This window comes from Ruegeria sp. E1 (assembly GCF_056534225.1).
On record NZ_JBQFPE010000002.1, the window covers coordinates 261,942 to 283,035 of the forward strand.

14 protein-coding genes are annotated in these 21,094 nt (G+C 57.2%); 6 read left to right on the plus strand and 8 right to left on the minus strand.

Annotated features, from left to right (window positions below):
- The first annotated feature begins 106 nt into the window (after positions 1-106).
- On the plus strand, positions 107-1,057 hold the full coding sequence (locus tag ACR0FG_RS03115) for a GlxA family transcriptional regulator (protein WP_480889971.1): 951 nt from the start codon (positions 107-109) through the stop codon (positions 1,055-1,057).
- Positions 1,058-1,066: 9 nt separating this feature from the next.
- Here ACR0FG_RS03115 and ACR0FG_RS03120 read toward each other — a convergent pair whose 3' ends face one another.
- Positions 1,067-3,376, minus strand: coding sequence for a Tex family protein (locus ACR0FG_RS03120; RefSeq protein ID WP_480889974.1), 2,310 nt, complete (start codon positions 3,374-3,376; stop codon positions 1,067-1,069).
- Positions 3,377-3,590: 214 nt separating this feature from the next.
- Here ACR0FG_RS03120 and ACR0FG_RS03125 point away from each other — a divergent pair, with 214 nt between their 5' ends.
- From ACR0FG_RS03125 to ACR0FG_RS03145, 5 genes are all read left to right on the plus strand, one after another.
- Positions 3,591-5,060, plus strand: a complete 1,470-nt coding sequence (locus ACR0FG_RS03125; RefSeq protein WP_480889976.1) for a DUF4153 domain-containing protein — start codon at positions 3,591-3,593, stop codon at positions 5,058-5,060.
- Positions 5,038-5,715 carry a response regulator transcription factor gene (locus ACR0FG_RS03130; protein ID WP_480889979.1) on the plus strand — a complete coding sequence of 226 codons (678 nt, stop codon included), beginning with the start codon at positions 5,038-5,040 and terminating at the stop codon, positions 5,713-5,715. Before ACR0FG_RS03125 ends, ACR0FG_RS03130 begins: the two co-directional genes overlap by 23 nt.
- Entirely contained in the window at positions 5,703-6,668 is a 966-nt protein-coding gene (locus ACR0FG_RS03135; RefSeq protein WP_480889981.1) for a sensor histidine kinase, read from the plus strand. Before ACR0FG_RS03130 ends, ACR0FG_RS03135 begins: the two co-directional genes overlap by 13 nt.
- Positions 6,669-6,743: 75 nt before the next feature.
- On the plus strand, positions 6,744-7,883 hold the full coding sequence (locus ACR0FG_RS03140; protein ID WP_480889983.1) for a tetratricopeptide repeat protein: 1,140 nt from the start codon (positions 6,744-6,746) through the stop codon (positions 7,881-7,883).
- Between the two features lie 219 nt (positions 7,884-8,102).
- A complete protein-coding gene (locus ACR0FG_RS03145) occupies positions 8,103-10,316 on the plus strand; it encodes an NADP-dependent isocitrate dehydrogenase (protein WP_480889986.1) in 2,214 nt (737 codons plus the stop codon).
- Between the two features lie 393 nt (positions 10,317-10,709).
- On the opposite strand, the gene ACR0FG_RS03150 is transcribed toward ACR0FG_RS03145, so the two are convergent.
- From ACR0FG_RS03150 to ACR0FG_RS03180, 7 genes are all read right to left on the minus strand, one after another.
- Positions 10,710-11,816: a peptidoglycan-binding protein LysM gene (locus tag ACR0FG_RS03150; RefSeq protein WP_480889989.1), complete on the minus strand. Its 1,107-nt coding sequence runs from the start codon at positions 11,814-11,816 to the stop codon at positions 10,710-10,712.
- Positions 11,817-11,860: 44 nt separating this feature from the next.
- Positions 11,861-13,123: a type 2 periplasmic-binding domain-containing protein gene (locus ACR0FG_RS03155; protein ID WP_480889992.1), complete on the minus strand. Its 1,263-nt coding sequence runs from the start codon at positions 13,121-13,123 to the stop codon at positions 11,861-11,863.
- 23 nt (positions 13,124-13,146) lie between these two features.
- Entirely contained in the window at positions 13,147-13,926 is a 780-nt protein-coding gene (locus ACR0FG_RS03160) for a protein phosphatase 2C domain-containing protein (protein ID WP_170710676.1), read from the minus strand.
- Positions 13,926-14,945, minus strand: a complete 1,020-nt coding sequence (locus ACR0FG_RS03165; protein ID WP_480889997.1) for an FHA domain-containing protein — start codon at positions 14,943-14,945, stop codon at positions 13,926-13,928. The genes ACR0FG_RS03160 and ACR0FG_RS03165 overlap by 1 nt, the downstream gene beginning before the upstream one ends.
- 199 nt (positions 14,946-15,144) lie before the next feature.
- Positions 15,145-17,355, minus strand: a complete 2,211-nt coding sequence (locus ACR0FG_RS03170; protein WP_480889999.1) for a serine/threonine protein kinase — start codon at positions 17,353-17,355, stop codon at positions 15,145-15,147.
- A 337-nt stretch (positions 17,356-17,692) separates the two neighbouring features.
- Complete coding sequence (locus ACR0FG_RS03175; RefSeq protein WP_480890002.1) at positions 17,693-18,988, minus strand: dynamin family protein; 1,296 nt, start codon at positions 18,986-18,988, stop codon at positions 17,693-17,695.
- Positions 18,985-21,027: a dynamin family protein gene (locus ACR0FG_RS03180; RefSeq protein WP_480890003.1), complete on the minus strand. Its 2,043-nt coding sequence runs from the start codon at positions 21,025-21,027 to the stop codon at positions 18,985-18,987. Before ACR0FG_RS03180 ends, ACR0FG_RS03175 begins: the two co-directional genes overlap by 4 nt.
- Between the last annotated feature and the right edge of the window lie 67 nt (positions 21,028-21,094).

Below are 21,094 nucleotides of genomic sequence, written 5' to 3' on the forward strand. Positions count from 1 at the left end.
GTAGCTGAAATACAATTTGTATACAAACAAAAATTATGCTGTATGCAAACTGACGGCAGGGCGTGAAATACGACCCCCCTTTTCGGAAATTGCTAAACAGGACACCATGCAGACGACACAGCACTTCACGTTCCTACTGATCGAAGAGTTCTCGCACCTTGCATTTTCGTGCGCTGTTGAACCCCTTCGCATCGCCAATCTGGTCAGCGGTGAGGCGCTGTATGAGTGGTCGTTTCTGTCGGAAAACGGTGAAACGGCCACCTGTTCCAACGGAACCGTGACTCTGGTGAACGGGGGGATCGTCGATATCCCGAAGTGCAATCGGCTATTTGTTCTGTCAGGCATAAACATGCGCTCTTATGCCAGCCGTCCTCTGCTGGCGGCGCTCAGACGGGAACGTGCGCGCGGGACGTCGATCGGGGCGTTGTGTTCCGGAGCATGGCTATTGGCTGAGGCCGGATTCCTTGATGAAGCTCAGGCGGCAATCCATTGGGAATACCATGACAGCTTTATGGAGGCGTTTCCCGAAGTGAACCTTGTGCGCAGCGTTTTTGTAGCAGAAGGAAAACACATCACCGCATCCGGAGGAACAGCGACCGCAGACTTGATTCTGCATTTGATCGAACAAGATCACGGGGCGGATCTTGCAATCGCCGTGGCGGATCAAATGGTCTATAACGCCGTGCGCAATGCGACGGCGGAACAGCGTGTTTCGTTGCAGTCGCGCAATGGAATGCGTAACGCACATTTGGCCAAGGCCATACAGATCATGCAGGACCGGATTGAAACGCCTGTCTCACCATCCGAGATTGCCGACCATCTGGGCATTTCAACCCGACAACTTGAACGGCTGTTCGGCATGTACCTTAATGCGTCCCCCAAAAAGTACTTTATGGAAATGCGGCTCGAGCGTGCCCGCAACCTGCTGCTGCAAAGCGAGTCATCTGTGACCGAGATTGCCGTCGCCTGCGGTTTTGAAAACCCCGGACACTTCTCCCGTGTCTATCGGGCGAACTTCGGGATTACACCACAGATGCAAAAAAACAAGCTCGACTGAGACACCGTCCTATCGCCGACTACCTTTGAACGCATTCGCCAGTGCATCGCCCATCGCACTGTTTTTGGACGCCTTACTGGTTTTGCCCTTTTGGGAATGCTGGGAATATCCACCGCCTGGCTTGTGCGCACCACGCGATGTTCTTTCACCTCGGACTGAGGCACCACCATCCTTGCGCATACTTAACCCGATGCGCTTGCGGGGTACGTCAACTTCGACCACGCGGACCTTGACCACCTGACCAGTTTTGACCACCTCATGCGGATCTTTGACAAATCGATCCGCCAACTGGCTGACGTGTACCAACCCGTCCTGGTGCACTCCGATATCCACAAATGCACCAAACGCCGCAACGTTTGTCACTGTGCCTTCCAAGGTCATCCCGGGTTTCAGATCAGTGATCTCTTCGACACCTTCCTTGAAACTTGCTGTGACAAAACTGGGTCTTGGGTCGCGCCCCGGTTTTTCCAGTTCAGCAAAGATGTCATGCACGGTGGGCAGGCCGAAGGTTCCATCGACAAACTGCTCAGCCCGCAGACCGCGCAGGGCCCCGTCCTGACCCATGATCTGTCGAATATCCCGACCACAGGCCTTCACTACACGGCGGGCAACGTCATAGGCTTCGGGGTGGACGGATGAGGCGTCCAGTGGTTCAGACCCATCGCGGATACGCAGAAACCCGGCGCATTGCTCGAACGCGCGTGGCCCAAGGCGTGCGACATTCATCAACTCTTTTCGGGATACAAAGGCTCCATTCATGTCGCGATGCGCGACGATGGCTTCGGCCAGCCCCGGCCCCAGACCAGACACGTGCGCCAGCAGAGGCGCCGAGGCGGTGTTCAGGTCTACGCCCACTGCGTTCACCACATCTTCGATCACCGCTTCTAGAGACTGTGACAGCCTATGCTGATCCACATCATGTTGGTACTGACCAACGCCGATGCTTTTGGGTTCGATCTTTACCAGCTCGGCCAGCGGATCCTGCAAACGGCGCGCAATAGAGACGGCCCCTCGCAGCGACACGTCCAGATCAGGAAACTCGCGCGCAGCCAGTTCCGATGCGGAGTAAACCGAAGCACCAGCTTCGGACACAACCACCTTGGTCGGCGCTTTGACGGTTTTAGGCAACATAGACAGCACATCACCAACCATTCTTTCGGTTTCACGGCTGGCCGTACCGTTACCGATGGCAATCAGTTCAATCTGATGCTTCGAGATCATGTTCAGGATCGCGGCCTGAGCACCACTCAGATCGTTCTTGGGCTGAAACGGATACAACGTCTCGGTCGCGACCAGCTTGCCGGTGCCATCGACCACTGCGGCTTTCACACCGGTTCTAATGCCCGGGTCCAATCCCAAAGTGGCACGGGCACCTGCCGGAGAAGAAAACAGCAGATCTTTGAGGTTGCGCGAGAAAACCTGAATCGCCTCGTCTTGCGCACGGCTGCGCAGGTCAGCCATCAGCTCGACCATCATCGACAGCGACAGTTTCACCCGCCATGTCCAGCCTGCAACCTTGCGCAGCCAGACGTCACCCGGTCCGGAACCGCGCGTTTCAAGATGAGCAGCGACAATGCTTTCTGCCCTCACCGCTCCTGTTTCCGGATCAGGTGCGATGTCCAACGTGACGATTCCATCTTTCGAGGCCCGCAGCATCGCCAGTGCCCTGTGGGATGGGACCTTCGACCACAACTCGGAATGGTCGAAATAGTCGCTGAATTTCACACCTTCCTGTTGCTTGCCGTCGATCACCTTGGCCGTCAGATAAGCCTCGCGTTGCATGAAACTGCGCAACTCACCCAGCAGGCCCGCATTTTCGGTCAGCCGCTCGGTGATGATGTCGCGAGCGCCGTTCAACGCATCTTTTTCCGACGGCACGGCTTCTGTCAGATAGCTCTTCGCCAGCTCATCGGGATCCGCGTTTCGGTCTGCCAGAATGGCATCGGCAAGAGGCTCCAACCCATTTTCCCGCGCAATCGTCGCCTTGGTGCGACGCCTGGGTTTGAACGGCAGATAAATGTCCTCAAGCTGCGCCTTGGTCTCGGCACCTGTGATGGATTTGAGCAGATCGTCCGTCATCTTGCCCTGATCTCTGATCGAATTCAGGATCGTACTCCGACGCGCCTCAAGCTCTCGAAGATAGGCCAGCCGTTCAGCCAAAACCCGCAATTGAGTGTCATCCAGCCCGCCCGTCACCTCTTTTCTGTAACGCGCAACAAAGGGCACGGTTGACCCTTCGTCCAGCAAGCCGATGGCTGCTTTGACCTGTTCGGGACGGGCGCTGATCTGGGTGGCGATTGTGCGGGCGATGCGATCCAAAAGGGCCTCCTGAAAACCGGTTGGAAGAACTTTCTATCCAGCGGGGCAGGGAAGGGAAAGGGCGGATTTAAGGGGTGGCGGCACGCGGTGGGAAGGTTGGAAAAATCACCTCGACGCAGAGAAAACAGTCTCTGCACGAAATCTGCACAACTCATGCGCGGGCTTCTGCACGGGGACCCATCAAAGATTGGGTCATAAGAGAATGGAGCAGAACATGGGACAGTTTATCGTACGGGGCATTCCACCCTCGGTGCTGCAGGACAGTTGGTGGATGGACGCGCCTGAACCGGAACCAAACAAATCAAACAATCTATCCAGGCATAGTAACCAACGGGCCATAGGCGCCCTGGTGATACTGGTGGCGCTGGCGGATTTTTTGTTGTTCGACTATGCGCCCGGTATCTCGCTGGCCGTGCTCGTCCTGGCGATTGCCGCGGCGGTTTGGGCTTTGTCTGGGCCGCGCAAAGGTCTTATCGGACCGACCGTGTTGATGGGTCTGAGCATTCTGCCGACGGTCGAATATGTGCAGGCCCTGTCGGTTGCATTTCTTCTGGTCGGCTCGACGGTCGCATTGTGCTGGTCCCTGCGAGGCCGATGCGAAACGCCCCCGGTCCGACGATTTCTGGCGTTGTTTCCGGTGCTCGCCATCTGGCAGGCGATTGAGACTGCGCGTCATGCGCAGTCGGTGTCTGGTCCCAAAGGTCTCTTGCATCATCTGTGGCGGAACTGGGGATTTCCGGCCGGCGGAGCCATGGTGTTGGGCGGGCTCATGATCACGGCGAATCCGGTTCTGCTTGGTTGGACCGAGCAATTGCTGCACTTTGACATTCGTATCGACCGCATCTTGTTCTGGGGCGGCGCTGCAATGATGATCTGGCCCGTTCTGGCCGTTGCCCTACAGCCCGAACTTTTGTCACCAAAGCACGGCCCCCATCGGGCGCGACCAGTTTCGGGTTTCGGCCTGAACGCGAGCTCCGTTGCGAATGCCTTGATCCTTTTCAATGCACTGCTTGCCGTGCAAACGGGAATGGACGCGATATTTCTTTGGGGCAACGCCGAACTACCCGAAGGCATGAGCCACGCGGAATATGCACATCGCGGAGCCTATCCGCTCCTGGCCACCGCGCTCTTGGCGGGCGCATTTGCGCTGGCCGCCCGCCCTTTCATCAAAGAGCGTCGCGCGTTGAAAGCCTGGATTATGCTGTGGTTGGCCCAGAACGTGCTGCTGGTGATGTCGTCTTTGTTCCGGCTATCGCTATATGTCGCTGCCTATGGACTGACCTATTTGCGTGTTCATGCTGCCATCTGGATGGGATTGGTCGCCCTTGGTCTTTGCCTGACAGCGTGGCAAATCCTGAAAGACAGGCCGAACTCGTGGCTGGTGACACGGTCAGCAGCACTGGGCATCGGCGTTCTTTATGCCTGTTGCTTTGTGAACTTTGCCGCGCTCATTGCCCGCGAAAACCTGCGCCATCCTTATCGATATGAGGCCTACTACATCTGCCAGCTTGGCCCGATGGCTGCGGCCGAGATTGCTGCATCGCCCCGCCCAACAGCTTGTAGGCCAGATGCACCACAAATCGCCAACTGGCGGGAATGGGGGTTTCGCGCAGACCGGGTGATCCGTAGTCTGAGGACCGAATTGCACCCGGAGGCAGGCCATGAAAATCCTCGTCGTCGATGACGATCCACGCCTGCGCGAGTTGGTTACGATCACCATTGAACGCGCGGGATATGACGTAGTGTCTGCCGGCGACGGTCAACTGGCACTAACCTGCGCCCTGCGCGAGAACCCTGCGCTGATTGTTCTGGATGTTGGCCTGCCTGAACTGGATGGGCTGGAGGTTTGCCGTCGCATCCGCGCGCGATCAGACGTACCGATCCTGTTCCTGACCGCCCATGATGATGAGATCGACCGTATTCTCGGGCTGGAAATGGGGGCGGACGACTATGTCACCAAGCCGTTCAGCCCGCGCGAACTGGTGGCACGGATCAAGGCGATTCTGAAACGCAGCGCCACGCGCAGCGCGCAGACTATCCTGCGCCATGGACCTGTTGAACTGGATGCATCTGGTCATCTTGTGCGGCTGGATGGGGCAGCCCTGTCGCTGACCGCGACCGAGCTTTCGATTTTGAGGCGACTGATGCAAACGCCTGAGGCCATCGTCTCACGCCCGCAACTGGTTGAAGCAATTTATGGGGCCGGTAGTCAGGTAGCGGATCGGACACTGGACAGCCACCTGCGCAACCTGCGACGCAAGCTCGGGGATCAAGGTTGGAATGGCGCGATCGAAACTGTGCACGGAATTGGCTTGCGGATGGGCGCATGGCCGGGTTGAAGCGTAAATGGCGGCCTTCACTGGGTTTTGTTCTGGGCGGCGGGCTGGCGGGCACTCTGGCCCTGTCGCTGCTGGGCCTGATCGCCCTACGCTATCTGGGCCCCGAAATCGGCTATCGCAATGCAGCCGCATTGCTGGCCATTGGCATCGGCCTGGCGACCTGCGTGCTGGGCTACTTGCTGGTGCGACTGCTTTTGCGCCCGATCTCTGCGCTTGCGCAGTATTCGGCGGCGGTGCGAAAGGGAGAGCCCGCAAACCCGCCCGGTCATTTCGGCACGCAAGAGCTTGCTCAACTGGCCGGGTCCGTGTTGGGAATGGCGGATACGTTGCAGCGCCGAGAGGCTTCGATCCGCAGTTTCGCCGATCATGTAACGCATGAATTGAAAACACCCGTCACCGCCGTGCACGCAGCGACCGAGCTTTTGCAGGACAGTAATAATCTCACGGAACAAGACCACGTTTTGCTGCAGCAGATTTCCGGGGCCAATGCACAGATGCAAACGCAGCTGAGCGCTCTTCGCCGCGTCGCCGCCGCGCGTGTGCCTGAACACCACGGCACATCCGTTCTGCACGACTTACAGGTCGACCTGCGCAAGACGTTCCCCGAACTGAACTTGACAATCGACAACCCTGAACAGCCTCTGCCGCTGGCGGTCTCGGGCCTGCGGATCGTTTTGCACCAGTTGCTGGACAATGCCCAGCGGCACGGGGCCGCGCATGTAACTCTGTCCGCCCAACCGGGAATATTGATAATACAGGATGACGGTCCCGGAGTGTCCCAAGGCAACCGCGACCGGATATTTTCGCCCTTCTTCACCACCGCCCGCGAGCGCGGAGGAACAGGCATGGGCCTGACCATCGCCGCTAACCTTCTGAGTGCACATGGCGCGCGGATAACATTGGTACCGTCTGGAACCGGAGCCCGATTTGAGGTCGACTTTCCAGTAGGTTGAAGTGGGTAGTTCACTTGTAAACGACCACAATCGTTACTACCTATAGATGAGTTGATTTAAGAACAGGGAGTTTGAATGAAGGTTCGTCTTGCTGCTTTGATCACCACCTGCGCCGCCGCGTTGTTGTGGCTCAGTCCACCCTCAAAGGCTGAAGACCCCGCAAGAACCTGCGTAAGCTCGAAAGCGCCGCAATCCGATGTCATTGCGGCCTGTACAAGCTTGATTGAAGCCGAAGATACAACCGAGGAATACCGTCATCTGTTCCTGACTGAACGGGCTTGGGCGCATCGATGTAATGGCGACTATGAACGGGCGATTGCTGATGTTGACAGGGCTCTGGAATTGCAACCTAAGAACTACAAAACTTGGGTTTTGCGCTCTCGCATCAACGAAGCAAACGGGAACATCGAGGCCGCAAAGGCGGACTACGACGATGCAATGGAAGTGGACCCTGATGGCAAATACACGCTTTGGGACAAAGCGTCATTTTTGAAACGTCACGACGGAAACGAAGCCGCGTTCAAAGTGTACCAAGAACTGCTGAATATCGATCCAGACTTTCAAAGCGCGGCGGATAAAGAGATTGGCCATTTATTGGCCCACAGCGAGATCGAACGGGCAACTGAGCGGGTTGAAGCCGCCATTGAAAAATGGCCCGATGAGGAATGGGTGTATGTTCGCGCAATGCAACTGCATGTAGTTTTTATGGGTGACATCGAAAAGGCCCTCGTCGCCGCGTCAAATGTTTCACGCTTGGAGCCCACAGCTTGGAACGATCTGTTCTACCCCGGTTTGATCCATCTACGGCTGGGAGATGAGGAGGCCGGCGTCGAGATCATTGTTCAATATGGTGTCCAAATTCTCACTGACTCCGTTAACAAGCTGAGGGGCTGGGATTATCTGGTCAGAAAAACATCCCAGTGGGTCGTTGTCGGAGGGCTGGAGGTAGAGGCCGGAATATACAAGGGTATGGCCTATGGTTACGCTGGACGCTCTGACCTTGCCAAGAAAGAGTTCTATTTGTTTCTCAAAATGACAGGTTCCCATGGCCGAACGCTGTTGCCGGATTTGGTGAGAAATTTGGGCATCGCTGTGGACTCTAACAAGTTTGCCAAATCGGATACATATGTGGACGAAGTTCTGGATGAGTATATTGTCGCCTTGCAAGATGGGAGCATCTTTCCGGTGTTGGCCAAGGAAACGGATGCCCCGTGACATTTTCCGTGCAGAATAGTTTACTGACCTCCTGGCCCCCCGTGTCAATTTGCGCCGCCAAACATGATTGATCCTCGGGCCATCCTCATTTAAGGGAGGCCCTGTCACATCAGAGTCTCCCGTGGGGTCATCGCGCCCTGTAACGGCTCGGTGCCTTGTGAAATCGGCACACACTCTTGGATCGCACGCCCCTGAAAGGCTTAAAAAAGGTAAAAGAATATGGCAGATAAATCGAACTTCGACATATTGTATACCATTGTAGACGAAGCGCCCGAACTGGCCAGCGCCTCGTTCCTGCCCATCATTCGCAAGTTCGCCTCGGCAGCAGGCGTCAGCGTCGGGACCAAAGATATTTCGCTTGCGGGCCGTATTCTGGCGACCTTTCCGGAAAAGCTGACCGACGATCAGCGTATCAGCGACGATCTGGCCGCTTTGGGTGAATTGGTCAAAACGCCTGATGCCAATGTGATCAAGCTGCCGAATATCTCGGCCTCGGTTCCGCAGCTGGTGGCCGCGATCGAAGAATTGCAATCGCAGGGCTACGATATCCCGGCCTATCCCGAAGACCCTACGACCGATGAGGAAAAGGCGATCCGCGCGCGGTATGACGCGATCAAAGGCTCGGCAGTGAACCCGGTTCTGCGTGAGGGCAATAGCGACCGCCGTGCAGCGCGGGCAGTAAAAAACTACGCTCAGAAAAACCCGCATTCGATGGGGGAATGGACAGCGGACAGCAAAACTAAAGTCTCATCCATGCCCGGGAATGACTTCTATGCCAATGAAAAGTCGGCAACCATCACCGCCGCGCAGGCCGGTGACGCAAAGATCGAGTTTGTCGGTAACGACGGCAGTGTAACCGTTCTGAAAGACGGCTGGGCGCTTGAGGAAGGGACTGTGACCGACGCGACTTTCATGTCGGTCAAGGCTTTGTCTGCGTTCCTTGCCGATGCTATCGAGGACACCAAGGCCGATGGCACCATGTTCTCGCTGCACTTAAAAGCCACAATGATGAAGGTCAGCGATCCGATCATCTTTGGCTACGCGGTCCATGCCTGGCTGGCGCCTGTGTTCGAAAAATTTGCTGCCGAGTTTGACGCGTTGGGTGTAAACCCCAACTCGGGGCTGGGGGATCTGCTGGAGCGTGTTCAGGGCAATGCCGATATCGTGGCCGCCATTGATGCCCTCAAGGCGGACCGCCCGTCGATGTATATGGTCGACTCTGATCGCGGAATTACCAATCTGCACGTACCGTCAGATGTGATCATCGACGCCTCGATGCCTGCCGTGATCCGCGCGGGTGGCAAAGGTTGGGACGAAACCGGCGCGAAGGGCGACACCAATTGCGTGATCCCCGACCGCTGCTATGCGACCGTCTATGACGAAACGATCAAGTTTTTCAAAGCCAATGGCGCACTGAACCCGGCCACAGCCGGGGCCGTGGCCAATGTGGGCCTGATGGCGCAAAAAGCCGAGGAATACGGCTCGCACCCGACCACATTCCAGGCACCTGCCGATGGTACGATCCGTATCGTTCTGGCGAACGGAGAAACCCTGCACAGCCATGAGGTCGAAAAGGACGATATCTGGCGCGCCTGCACCGTAAAAAAGGCTCCTATCGAGAACTGGATTCAGCTGGCAATGGACCGTCAGCGCCTGACCGGGTCCGAGGCGATCTTTTGGCTGGATGCCAACCGCGCACATGACGCCGAACTGATCAAATACGTCAAACCCGCGCTCGAAGCTGCTGGCGTGGCCGACAAGTTCCAAATCATGGCCCCACGCGAGGCGACCCGCCAGTCGCTGGAGACGATCACCGCGGGCAAGGACTCGATTGCGATAACTGGCAACGTGCTGCGCGACTATCTGACAGACCTATTCCCGATCCTGGAACTGGGCACCTCGGCCAAGATGCTGTCCATCGTCAAGCTGATGAATGGCGGCGGACTGTTTGAAACCGGGGCAGGGGGATCGGCCCCCAAACACGTCCAGCAACTGGTTGAGGAAAACCACCTGCGCTGGGATTCAATGGGCGAGTTCTGCGCGCTGGGTGAATCGCTGAATTTCCTGGCCGACAGCAAGGGCAACACCAAGGCCGGAGTGCTTGGCGCTGCAGCCGAGGCAGCGACGCAAGGCATTCTGGACCAAGGCCGCTCACCTAGCCGCAAAGTCGGACAACCAGACAACCGCGACAGTCACTATTGGTTCGCGCGCTATTGGGCCGAGGCGCTGGCCACACAATCAGACGATGCGGAACTGGCAGCTGCGTTTGCACCTGTGGCCAAGGAGCTGGCGGATAACGAGGGACAGATCTTGTCAGAACTGGCGGCAGCGCAAGGTGCGCCCGCTGATCTGGGCGGCTATTACCATACTGATCCAGCCAAGGCCGCCGCTGTTATGCGTCCCAGCAATACCCTAAACGCAATCATTGGTTAGTGGACGAGCAGTTAGCTCTGCGGACCTGCCATTGAAACTCAAACCGGCCCCAAAGAGGGCCGGTTTTTTGTCTTTCCAACAAGAAAAGGGCCAGCCCCCATAGCCAGCCCTTTTCTGAGTGAGTGGTGGGGCGTTACGCCCACCGGTGTAGTTGATTTGATCCTACCCAATTAGATCATTCTGAGTATTAGGGGATTCCCGTAGGTCAGCGGTATTTACGCGCAAAATACATCTGTCTTAGGACTAATGCGCAGACATAAGCATCTAGACTAAATGTTCAGCGGAAAATACGACCCTCATCTGCTAATTGATTCATTGGCTGTGAGGATGCGTTCTTCGACAAAAAAAGGCCGGTCCTAAGACCGGCCCAGTCAACGTGCATAAACCGAGGGATCAGTTTGATGCCGCATTCAACTTTTCATTCTGCTCGCGCAGCGTGTCCGAGATGATCGCGTACCATTCACCGGATTCGCGCATCTCAACCAGACCTTTGTTCATCATCGCGATGTATTCGCGTGCAAAGGGGTTAGTGCGGTGCGCCAGGAAGCTCATTGACGACAAGGTTGAGACATAGGGGTTTTCGACGATGTCGGCCGAAGTAAGACCCATGTCTTTCATGTTCGATGCGAACAGCTCGACCTCGAACGCCGCAACATCTGCGGTTCCGGTCAAAACGGCGTCCAGACACTCACGCGCCGTATTCGGCTGCACGACGGTCGTGTTGGTCCGGTTCAGACCAACTTCTTCAAGCACCACCATGCTCCAGCCTGCCATGCGGCAGATGGTAGAGCCCTCGAAATCGGCGTAAGTTGTGGCGCCCGCATATTCGCTTTCCGGCAGGGTGAAGAAACCGCCAACAACGTCGTACACCGGAACCGAGGCGACAAACTGCGTGCAGCGGGCTTCGGTTTCCGCAGACCATTCGTATGAGCGGTTGGTGCAATCCGGGATGGTCCAGGCAATCGAGATGTCAAACGCACCAAGCGGTAGCAATGTGTCCAGATGCGAACTCCAGTCATCGACAAAGCTGACGGAATAGTCGCGGCTGTTGCCCGCGCGCTGCAGGCTGGTTGTGGCCAGACGGGTCATGATGCCACCGCCGCTCAGCGCTTCGGTTGTGAACGGCTCCCAGCCGTTGCCCGCAACCATCTTGATCGGCGGCGCGTAGACATTCGAACGTTTGACGCTGGCTGCACGTTTTTCTTCCGCCGCGATCAGTTCCTGCGCGCTTTGACCATTCGGTAGGCTGCCATCTTCACAGGGCAGAGCCAGAACCAGACCCGGTTCCAGCGCGCCCGGGTTGGAAATGACATTCCGGTTTGCGTTGAAGACCGGCTGATAGTTCGAAGTGCCGTAGGCGGCGATGGCGATGGTTGCCATCGTATCCCCGTCCTGAACGGTATAGTTGGTGCAGGCCTCTTGCGCGGCGGCGGCACCCGCGCTCAGGGCGGTCAGGGTCGATGCCGACAGTACTGCTTTCTTCAATTTCTTATTAATCATGTCCACTTCCTCCAGACTTTTGTTTTGTCAGGCCAACAGGGGCCTTAGCCATTTTCCATTTGATAACGCAGAGCGGTCGACACGATGTCGCGCCACTCGCCAGATTGCTGCATGATCGCCAGACCCTGGTTGAGCGTCTCAAGGATCGCTTCCCCATCCGGATTATCTTTGTGGGTCATGACGTTAAGCGACTTGATCGCCGCCAGGTTGGGGTTTTCGATGATCTGATGTTCGTAGCCAAGACGCCCGATTGCCTCGACGGCGAGATGGGCCTCGATCGCGATGATATCGGCGCTACCGTCCATTACCGCGTGAAAGCAGTCATCGGGCGAAACCGGGCGCATCAGCTTGATTGCGGGCTCATAAAGGCCCACCGCATCCATATGTGACAGCGACCAGCCTTCGGGACGGCATATCGTGGCGTCTACGAAATCCGAATAGGTCAGGGTTTCTTCATAACCCGAGCCATCTTTGGCAAAGAACGTATCCACAACTTCGTAGAACGGGTTCGAGAAATTGTAGGTCTCACACCGGGTGCGGTCACTTTCAGACAGAGCCTCGGCCTCTTCGCAGTTCGGGCGCGACCACGGGAAGGTCGCATCGAAGGCCAGCGTCGGCATCAGCAGGTCTAGATGTGAGGACCAGTCATTTACGAACTGGATCTTATAGGGCTGCTCGGGCGCGGCCCGCAACATCGCGGTTTCGACCAGATCAGTGTAGAGGCCCCGGTTCGGCAGCGCCTCATCAGTGAAGGGGGAATAGTTCCCGCCAGTAATCAGCAGCAGCTGGCGATCGCGGATTTCCGGTCGCTCGCCACCTTCTGCGTTGCGGATCAGGGCGGCCCCTTCGGCGCGGGCGGCTTCGATCTCTTTCTTCGCTTCGGCCCTAGCGGCGATCACTGCATCTTCGCTGGCCTTCTTGGCCTCAGCTTCGGCGGCGGCTGCGCGAGCTTCGGCTGCAGCGATGGCTTTTTCGGCGCGTTCCTCCGCTGCCTTGACCAGTTCCGAGGCCATTTCTGCCGCCATCCGGCCTGCTTCAGTATCCGGTAGTTCAGGCGCACGACCGATGTCCTCGAGACATGGGAAGGTCAGAATATCGCCGACGCGGATGATATTTGGATTCGAGCCGATGACATCGCGGTTGACGTCATAGATGAACCGGTAATCCTCGGTTGCATAGACCTGGATCGCCAGTTCACGCAGGCTGTCGCCGCGTTGAATTTCATAGGTCGAGCACGCCTCTTGCGCTGTCGCCGCCCCTGTTGCGGCTGCAAGAGCCAGGCTTGATATGATCAGATGGGTTCTCATGTTGTCCTGTTTCTCTGCCTTGTTTATGTCTGCGCCGGTTTGACCACGGCGATTGAAATATTGTCCTGATCCGGGTCCGCCTTGGCGTGCAGCGCTTGCAGCAGCGCGTCTGCAATATCGCGGGCCGGAGAGTGAATATGCGTGTGCAACAGCGCCTCGATCTCGGGATTGCTAAGGTACTGAAGCCCATCGCTGCCAAGGATCAGAACATCTGACGGGCTCAGCGCCAGCGGCGCTTCGGGGCAGTCCACCTTGGGTATCGCCGCCCCCATAATGACCGATGTCAGCTGATTGCGGTCGGGATGGCTCTGCGCCTCGGCTTCGCTCAACAGACCTTCAGCCTTTTGCGCGTCAATCATCGGAGCCATCGAATGGTCTTCATTGATCTGGCTCAGGGCACCGTCGCGGAACAGGTAAAGCGGGCTGTCGCCGATCGAAATCCAGAACAGGTTCTGGTTCACCAGCAAGGTACCCAGCAGGGTGGATCCCAGCTGAATTCCGGATGTTTCGCCATGGCTTGCCACCTGAGCGTTTGCCTGCATGGCCGCCATGGGCAGGGCGTCGAGCAGAGCGCCCTCGGTCACGTGATCGCTTTCCAGTTGCGCATCCAGCGCCTCTTGCCAGGCCGCGACCACAAGTTCGGATGCAACTTCGCCTGCATCGTGGCCTCCCATGCCGTCAGCGATGACGACATAGCCCGCATTGGCCGCATCAAAAATCCGCGCGGCAATTGCGTCTTCCTGCGTGTCGCGCTGACCCTGGTCCAGGATCAGGGCAATATCATATGCAGGGGTCGCCAGCATCAGTCGGCATCCCGCCAGTCAAAACCATCATCGCAGAAGGCGGCGAAACGGATCGAGGTTTCGCTGATGCGGATCAGATCACCGCTGGACAGAGCAACAGTGCTGAGTACCGGTTTGCCGTTCAAGCGCACAAGGTTTGCCTTGCCACCGTGGCCCAAATAGCATTTGCGGTCTTCCGGGTCATAGGCAATCACGGCATGACTGCTGCGCGAAATACCGGTATCGCCGAAATCCAGCTGAATGGCCTGATCGTCATTGCGGCCAATCTGCATCAGCCCTTCGGTCAGGGTGATGCAGGCACCACGGCCCGGACCAGCGGTCACAACCAGCCAGCCAACCGGGAAGGTCTGTTCTGCAGCCTCGGTCTTGGCGACGGGCTCTGCGGTTTCGATCAAATCCTGCACATGGGTGTCGGCGCGTTCAAAACCCAAGAATGTGGTCTTCACCCGTGCACGGCGATCTTCGGCCGGAGCAGGGGGTGCTACAGGCTCGGGAATTTCCGCAACAGGCTCGGGCGCAGGTTCGACCACCACAGGCTCGGGCGAGGTTTCGATTACAGGCATGGGTTCTGCGGCACTTTCGGAAACAGCTTCCAGCTCGGCAGTCGCCTCTTCAGCGTCTTCACCTGCGGCCTCGGCGACAGCGGCCAATGTGTCCGCCATCGCATCGACGGAATCGGCAGATGTCAGATGCAGCGTAACAATCTGATCGTCGTCTTCAGTATTTTCTTCTAAGGACTCGACCGCCTCCTCTGTCAGATTGTCATCGGCAACAGGCTCTTCTTCACCTTCGGCGAACTCGGGCATCTGCTCTTCCGGGATCAGATCTTCTGTTTCCTCATAGTTTTCCGAGGTCATATTGCCACCGGCCAGCGCAGCACGCAGCGCGTTGAAATCTGCAATCGGTTCAGCCTGTTCCGGCTGCACGTCCTCTGCGACCTCTGTTTCCGCAGTCTCTTCTTCTTTGGCTTTGCCGGCACCTTCTAGAAGCCGGCTGAGAGGGCTTTTGTATTTGAACATGGTGACGACACCTCTTTACTCTGTCGCGGGTCACTTCCCGCGGTTCTGTTACGGATCACCATGAACAAGCCACGGCGAGACTAATGAAGGGAAACAAGGTCACTCTTACGTTCCGCGACGGTCCGGTCCCCGTCAGGTAGCTGAACTGATGCCACCCGCAGCACACACTAGCTGGCGGTTTCACATGATCCGGATTGATCTACTCCTGCGCCAACTGCATTGTCGCAGAAACCTCAGAGCCATCGCGCAAGACAACCAGTTGCGCCGTTGGATGACCTTCGGCCACAAGGTTGCTCAGCACCGCATCCAGGCTTTCGGGTCCATCAAAAGCTGTTCCGGTGCTGGTTTCGCGAACAAGGATGTCGCCACCCTGCAACTCACCGATGATGCCTTGCGGGATCTTGGCAGCAGCGGTTTGCCAGCCAGCTCCCTCCACATGGCGCACATCGAACGTCAAGCCATTCTCAAGACCCACCATGCGATGCGCCGGAAGAGCCAGCAGGCCGTTCTGCGCGCGGGTTTCACCCAGAGTGCGATAGCGTGCCGCTGCCCTGATATAGCCATCGGGATCAACGGTGAAGTCATTCAGAATGCTTGCGGCGAAGGACAGATCTCCGCGTACAGGTTCCCCGTTCAACGTAAAGATTGATGTGCCGCGCTGCACCCAATTCCCCACGACCGACATATCCTGGCCTGCGTCGATGCCGGTAATGGCGAAAACGCTGCCAGTTGAGGCGCGGCGCTTTGACACCGTAAAGGGCATATCCACATCCCAATGGGCAAATGACACCTGATTGGCCGTCAGGTTGACGGGTTCTACGGCAGGTGGTGTGGGTTCGGGCTGTTCGACGGCGACTTCAATAGGCGCAGGTTCTTCGGTCTGGGCTTCAATGGGCGCAGGTGCTTCAGGCTGGGTCTCTGCCACAACCTGCGGCTCGGCCTCAGCGAGTTCAGCCACAACGGGTTCTTGCGCGACGGTTTCTGTCTGCTCGACAGGCTGGTCTTGTGCCACCTCTGTCTGCGGGTCCAAAGCGGCTTCGGCCTGTTCCGGCTCTGCTGCGACTTCGGCGGTCTGCTCGACCGGTTCCGGTTCTGCGTCTTGAGTGGGCGGCGCCAGCGCCGCGACCGGTGTAGCGCCGGGTGAGGAAGTGTCGCCCGAAATCACAAAATATCCCCCCGCAGCCAAGGCCGCCAGAAGAACAACTGCCGCAGCGATCATCTTGCTGCCGCCGCCTGAGTTGCTTTTGACAACAGTATCGACGGCTGCCGGTGCCTCTTCCTGCGAGGCAAACGTCGCCAGTTCTTTTTCCGGCTTTTCTTCGTTGCCTAGTGCAAGATCCGCATTTCCAGCCAAAAGGGCGGTCACAACGGCCTCGGCGTTTTCGCTTTCGGCCTTGATCCGTTCCTTTTCTGCCTGATGGTCCTGATGATCCATTCCAACGATCACCGACACCGGACGGTAGGCAAATGAATCGAACATCACGTCCGGTCCACGGAACATACGCAGCCAGTCAAGCGCACTTTGCAGACGGTCGGTGGCGTGCACCTCCATCGCTTTGTCGATCGCTTTTAGGAAGTTGTCGGGATAGCCTTTGAAGCGCCCGGAAAGGGGGGTGTAGGGGTCGGGCTGACCATTGTTGAATGCATTCAACCGGGTCTGGCCGTCAATCGGCCGCTCGCCGCTGATTGCGTGATAAAGCGTTGCCGCCAGCACATAAAGATCGCTGCTAGGGCCTTGCTCAGCCCCGCGCACGTAAAACTCATGCGGTGAATACCCGTCCTTGATCACGCGCAGTGTCAGTAGGGCCGCCGATTTGTGAGCTGCCTGTTCGCGCGCTGCGCCAAAATCGATCAGGATCGGTTCGCCATGCTCATCGATCAGGATGTTGTCGGGCGAGATGTCACGGTGCAACATGCCACTTTGATGGATGAACGAGACCGCCGATAGCATCTTCTCCGTGACCTGAACCATGAAATCCGGGCCGCTTTCGTTTTCGGGGTTCTCGACATAGTCTAGCAGGTCACAGCCGCGGATCAGATCCATCGCGATATAGGCGGTGTTATTGTCCTCGAACACCTGATGCACATCGACAATATTAGGATGCACAAGCCGCGCGTGATTGCGGGCTTCCTGAATGAACAGATCAATGATCGCGCGCAGATCATCCTTGTGATCAGGATTGGCAGCCTCGACCAGATCGCCATTGCGATGGCACAGAGCACCCGGATAGCATTCCTTGATCACCACATCGCGCTCAAGGCTGTCTCGCGCCAGATAGGTGATCCCAAAGCCACCATTGCTGAGGAAACGAAGAATTTCGTACTGACCGCGAAGAAGCTTCGCGCCCGGTTGGAGACCTTCGATTTGAGGTTCGTCGTGCGTTGCACCGACCGCCTGGTTGTGGCTCATTTCTTCCCGCCCATTCTACTCGTTTTTGCGGTATTCGAAACTGGGGCAATTGCCCGCGAACTCACAACCAAACACAACCGCAGGACACTTAAGAACGTTAGACGGTTCAAATTTGACTTTATTGGGGCCGCCGCATGGCTTCACTATGGATTGGATTCTCTGTATATCTATATGATGTGTTAGGATGCATCGAGAAACTATATGTGGTAATTTGTCGGAACAAACGGCGCGCCTATTCTACAAAATTTCCCGCTTGGTCCACGTTTTCGAAACAATAGACGTCCGATTCGATACCTTCCGAATCGTCGCAGAACGACTCAATTTTAGCGGGAAACGCTCAAGTTCCGGTTCTGGACGGCGCAGATGCCACCACGCTACCGGCCCATGCAAGATTGTCGCTGAGCTGCGCGAGAATGCTGATAGCATCTTTCAAAGGCGCTTCACCGCTTTCAAACTGCAGCAGCAGCAGCAGATCCGTGGCCTTCTCGAACTCACCGGGAACCCAGTCTGCTTCGGGGTCGATTTCAGCACCGGATTCCAGCCGTTCAGCAAAGTCCTCGACAATTTCCTGGCAGCTTTGCAGGAAGGCTGCCGGTTCCATATCCGAGCTTTCGCGCAGGTCATCATAAATGCTTGCAATCGCCGCCAGCCAGTCTTCGAGTATCGGATTGGTCAACGGCGGTAGGGTCGAGCCAAGGCTGGACTGGATGACGTGGCCATCGGCAACCTGTGGTTCCACGGTTACCGCTTCCGGGCCTTCGATCTGTTCGAGATAGGGCAGAAAATGTGCGTCAAGATCTTGCTGGGCGGCCCTAAGATCTTTCTGGCGATGATCCGAGGCGATGCGCAAAACTTGCTCGGCCAGATTTTGTCCACCACAGGTTTCCCACAGATCAAAGTCGGGCTCGGGCTCTTGCGACATAGCACGCACAGCAACCGGGGTTCCAATGGGGACAACAGCCTGGAACAACCCGTCTTTTTCCTTGTCCAAACGTTTCACCACACGGTCAAGCGCGTTGCTATCGGCCAGCAAGTCCGCATGTGTCACCGCCAGCAGGCTGCTGTCGCGCAGCTTTTGCGGAACCTGCCGCCATAAATGACGTTCGGTCTCGCGCCAAGCGTTGGTCCCGTTGCTGCACCAGATTGCACAATCGACATATTCCAGCAGCGCCAGCGTCTCTTTATAGTTGTCATCCAACGCGCCCGAGCCGGGCAGGTCGAACAGCGAGATATCCTGCAGGGCAGGGGTGTTCACGCCAACCGAAATGAAATCCGGGTTGTCTGCGGCCGCTTTTTCCAGGTCAATACCGGAATAGACCTTGGGCTCCTTGCCCCACCATCCGACCGTTGTTTCTGGGGTCTCGGCATAGGCCACAATGACCAGGGGCAGCTTCAGGTGCTGCGGTCCCGTTGGCAGGATATCTGCTCCGGCCAGCATATTCGCCAGGCTGGACTTGCCTGCCCCGAACTCTCCTGCGAACCCGATCGCAACCGCGTTTGACAGCCGTTCGGCATGGGCCAGCGCCCGCGTGCGCAAATCATCAAGCTCGGCCGATGATGGGGCGTTTTCGGTTGCAGTCAGAAAGCGTTCGAGTTGCCTGACTTCCTGCCGGGTTCCGGGAAATTCAATCATTCTGCAGCCTCAGCCTGTAGAGTCTCGGAGCGAACCGGACCAAGCACCGAGCTTAGCTCGTCCGCGATGCGACGCGCCCGGTCGGCGGCCTGCTGCGCTTGGGTGCGCGCGTTGCTGCCATCCGCTCCGGCACGATGTTCCAAATGTCCGGCCAAAAGCGCCAAATAGTGATCCACTACCGTCTGCATCCGTTCTATCAGATCGCTGCGGGCGGTGTCGATCAGATCGTCACCGATGATTTCAAACTCCTGCACGATCATACGTTCGGCCCGGTTGACAACGCTGCGGCGGGAAATCAGGCGCGACAGCCATGTCACGCGCAGCTCGACGGTGATGCCACGGGTCAGCGCAGTTGTGTCGGGGCGGAACCAGCGCACCGCGCTTGTGTTCATTCTGCTGTCCATCGGCTCTCGCCAGCCCGGAATGGCCCGCAGTGCCGCGTTACTTTGCATATCGACTGTATAGAGCTCGCTCAGCATACGTTGACGAATGACCTGAGTGGCCCCTTGCACCAGTTCACGCATCCGGTCGCGTAGTGGCGTAAAGTTCAATTCGGTTTCCCCGTCGCGGTTCAACAGGGGCGAACGGCCATCTGACCCGCGCACCACAAGCGAGACCGCCTCGGCCACGGTGTCGTCCATGACCCCGCGCAGATTAGCCAGAACATCATCCATATCCTTGGTGATTGCTTCGGATTTCTCGGCGACAAGGGAACGAAGCTCGGTCAGCGTCTTGTTGCTGTCATCGGTATTGCTCGCCTCGGGCCCTTCCTCGTCATCCAGCGCCCGCAGCCTTGCACCGCTGCGCTCCAACTCGCCCTGCGCAAAGCTGTTGAGATGCTGCCACGCCATTCGCAGTTGCTCATTGCGGGGTCCGTTGGTCAGGGCACGGGTCACATGACGGCGCAGATCAGGCAGACCGGATGCGATCATTGCCGCAAAGCGCAAGATTGCCTCACGACTGATTGGCCCGGGGCCTTGCTTGATCTCTTCGACACCCGACAGATACTGTTTCATTTGTTCGGGATGGGCGCGCAACCACGCCAGAACCTGATCATGATCCACACCGGTTTCATCGCCGGTCAGCGCATAATGGGCCCATTGGGCGCTGCCCATCAGCACATCGATATCTGAGTTTCCAAGTGCATTTTCGAGGCCATTCAGAACATCCGAGCGCACCTTTCCTGCATCGTCGGCACCGCCACCCAGTTCATCAACACGGTTGATGAAAACAACAATCTGGCCCAGTTCCAACGCCTGCATCAGTCGGAACAGTTTCAGATCCGCGCGCGACAGGGCCTGATGCGCCGATAGAACCACAACGAAGAAATCAGATTCCTTGAGGTACTGACGCGAGATTTCTTCGCGGATCAGCAGAGGATCGTTGACACCGGGCGTGTCGGTTACGGTCACCGGATACGGAAAATGGCCGATGTCAAAATAGACCTCGGCCTTGCGGGTGATATCGCTATAAAGCCCTCGGTCCGAGCCGGGGTCATGTTCCTCTTCATCCGTCGGGTCATCCCCGGCGCAAACATAGCGGGCCAGATCGTCGGTTGTCAGATCCTCAAGATCGTGGTGCTGGCCAAGTAGTTGCTCATAGCTGTCACCAAGACGCAGCCGGGCGCGGGTTTTCATCGCCTCGACCTGCTCTTCGATCATCTCGCGCTTATAGCTGTCCTCGTCATCAGGGAACATGTTGCGCAGCTCTTCGCCTTCGGCAATCAATGCCTGCCATTGACGGTTGTCGAAGAAGTGGAATTCGGCCCCCGAGGTTCGCCCCGAGGGGTGGCCGAAATGCATATCTGTGATCACAGTCGTCCAGGGGTTTACGTCGGATGGCAGATATTCGGCCTGACCGGTAAAGCCGTTGATCAGACGCGATTTGCCCGCCTTTATCTGGCCGACAAAGGCAATCGACGGCTTGAGGTTCTTAAGATCACTGACGATGCGCGAGATGAAATGACGGGTTTCGTCATTGCTCATCTCATTCAAATCTTCCGCAATGCGAATAAGTTCGTGGCGGTTCAATTCACTCATTAGATTACCCTGACAACTCGTTTCTTACGTTAAACTCTCAAAAAAGGACTCGATTAGGCGGGAACGC

Excerpts from the sequence above, each read along its gene's own strand:
- ACR0FG_RS03175 (WP_480890002.1), bottom strand. The coding sequence starts at position 18,988 with ATGATTGAATTTCCCGGAACCCGGCAGGAAGTCAGGCAACTCGAACGC.
- ACR0FG_RS03125 (WP_480889976.1), top strand. The coding sequence starts at position 3,591 with ATGGGACAGTTTATCGTACGGGGCATTCCACCCTCGGTGCTGCAGGAC.
- ACR0FG_RS03145 (WP_480889986.1), top strand. The coding sequence starts at position 8,103 with ATGGCAGATAAATCGAACTTCGACATATTGTATACCATTGTAGACGAA.
- ACR0FG_RS03160 (WP_170710676.1), bottom strand. The coding sequence starts at position 13,926 with ATGCTGGCGACCCCTGCATATGATATTGCCCTGATCCTGGACCAGGGT.
- ACR0FG_RS03135 (WP_480889981.1), top strand. The coding sequence starts at position 5,703 with ATGGCCGGGTTGAAGCGTAAATGGCGGCCTTCACTGGGTTTTGTTCTG.
- ACR0FG_RS03180 (WP_480890003.1), bottom strand. The coding sequence starts at position 21,027 with ATGAGTGAATTGAACCGCCACGAACTTATTCGCATTGCGGAAGATTTG.
- ACR0FG_RS03150 (WP_480889989.1), bottom strand. The coding sequence starts at position 11,816 with ATGATTAATAAGAAATTGAAGAAAGCAGTACTGTCGGCATCGACCCTG.
- ACR0FG_RS03115 (WP_480889971.1), top strand. The coding sequence starts at position 107 with ATGCAGACGACACAGCACTTCACGTTCCTACTGATCGAAGAGTTCTCG.
- ACR0FG_RS03140 (WP_480889983.1), top strand. The coding sequence starts at position 6,744 with ATGAAGGTTCGTCTTGCTGCTTTGATCACCACCTGCGCCGCCGCGTTG.
- ACR0FG_RS03165 (WP_480889997.1), bottom strand. The coding sequence starts at position 14,945 with ATGTTCAAATACAAAAGCCCTCTCAGCCGGCTTCTAGAAGGTGCCGGC.
- ACR0FG_RS03155 (WP_480889992.1), bottom strand. The coding sequence starts at position 13,123 with ATGAGAACCCATCTGATCATATCAAGCCTGGCTCTTGCAGCCGCAACA.
- ACR0FG_RS03170 (WP_480889999.1), bottom strand. The coding sequence starts at position 17,355 with ATGAGCCACAACCAGGCGGTCGGTGCAACGCACGACGAACCTCAAATC.
- ACR0FG_RS03130 (WP_480889979.1), top strand. The coding sequence starts at position 5,038 with ATGAAAATCCTCGTCGTCGATGACGATCCACGCCTGCGCGAGTTGGTT.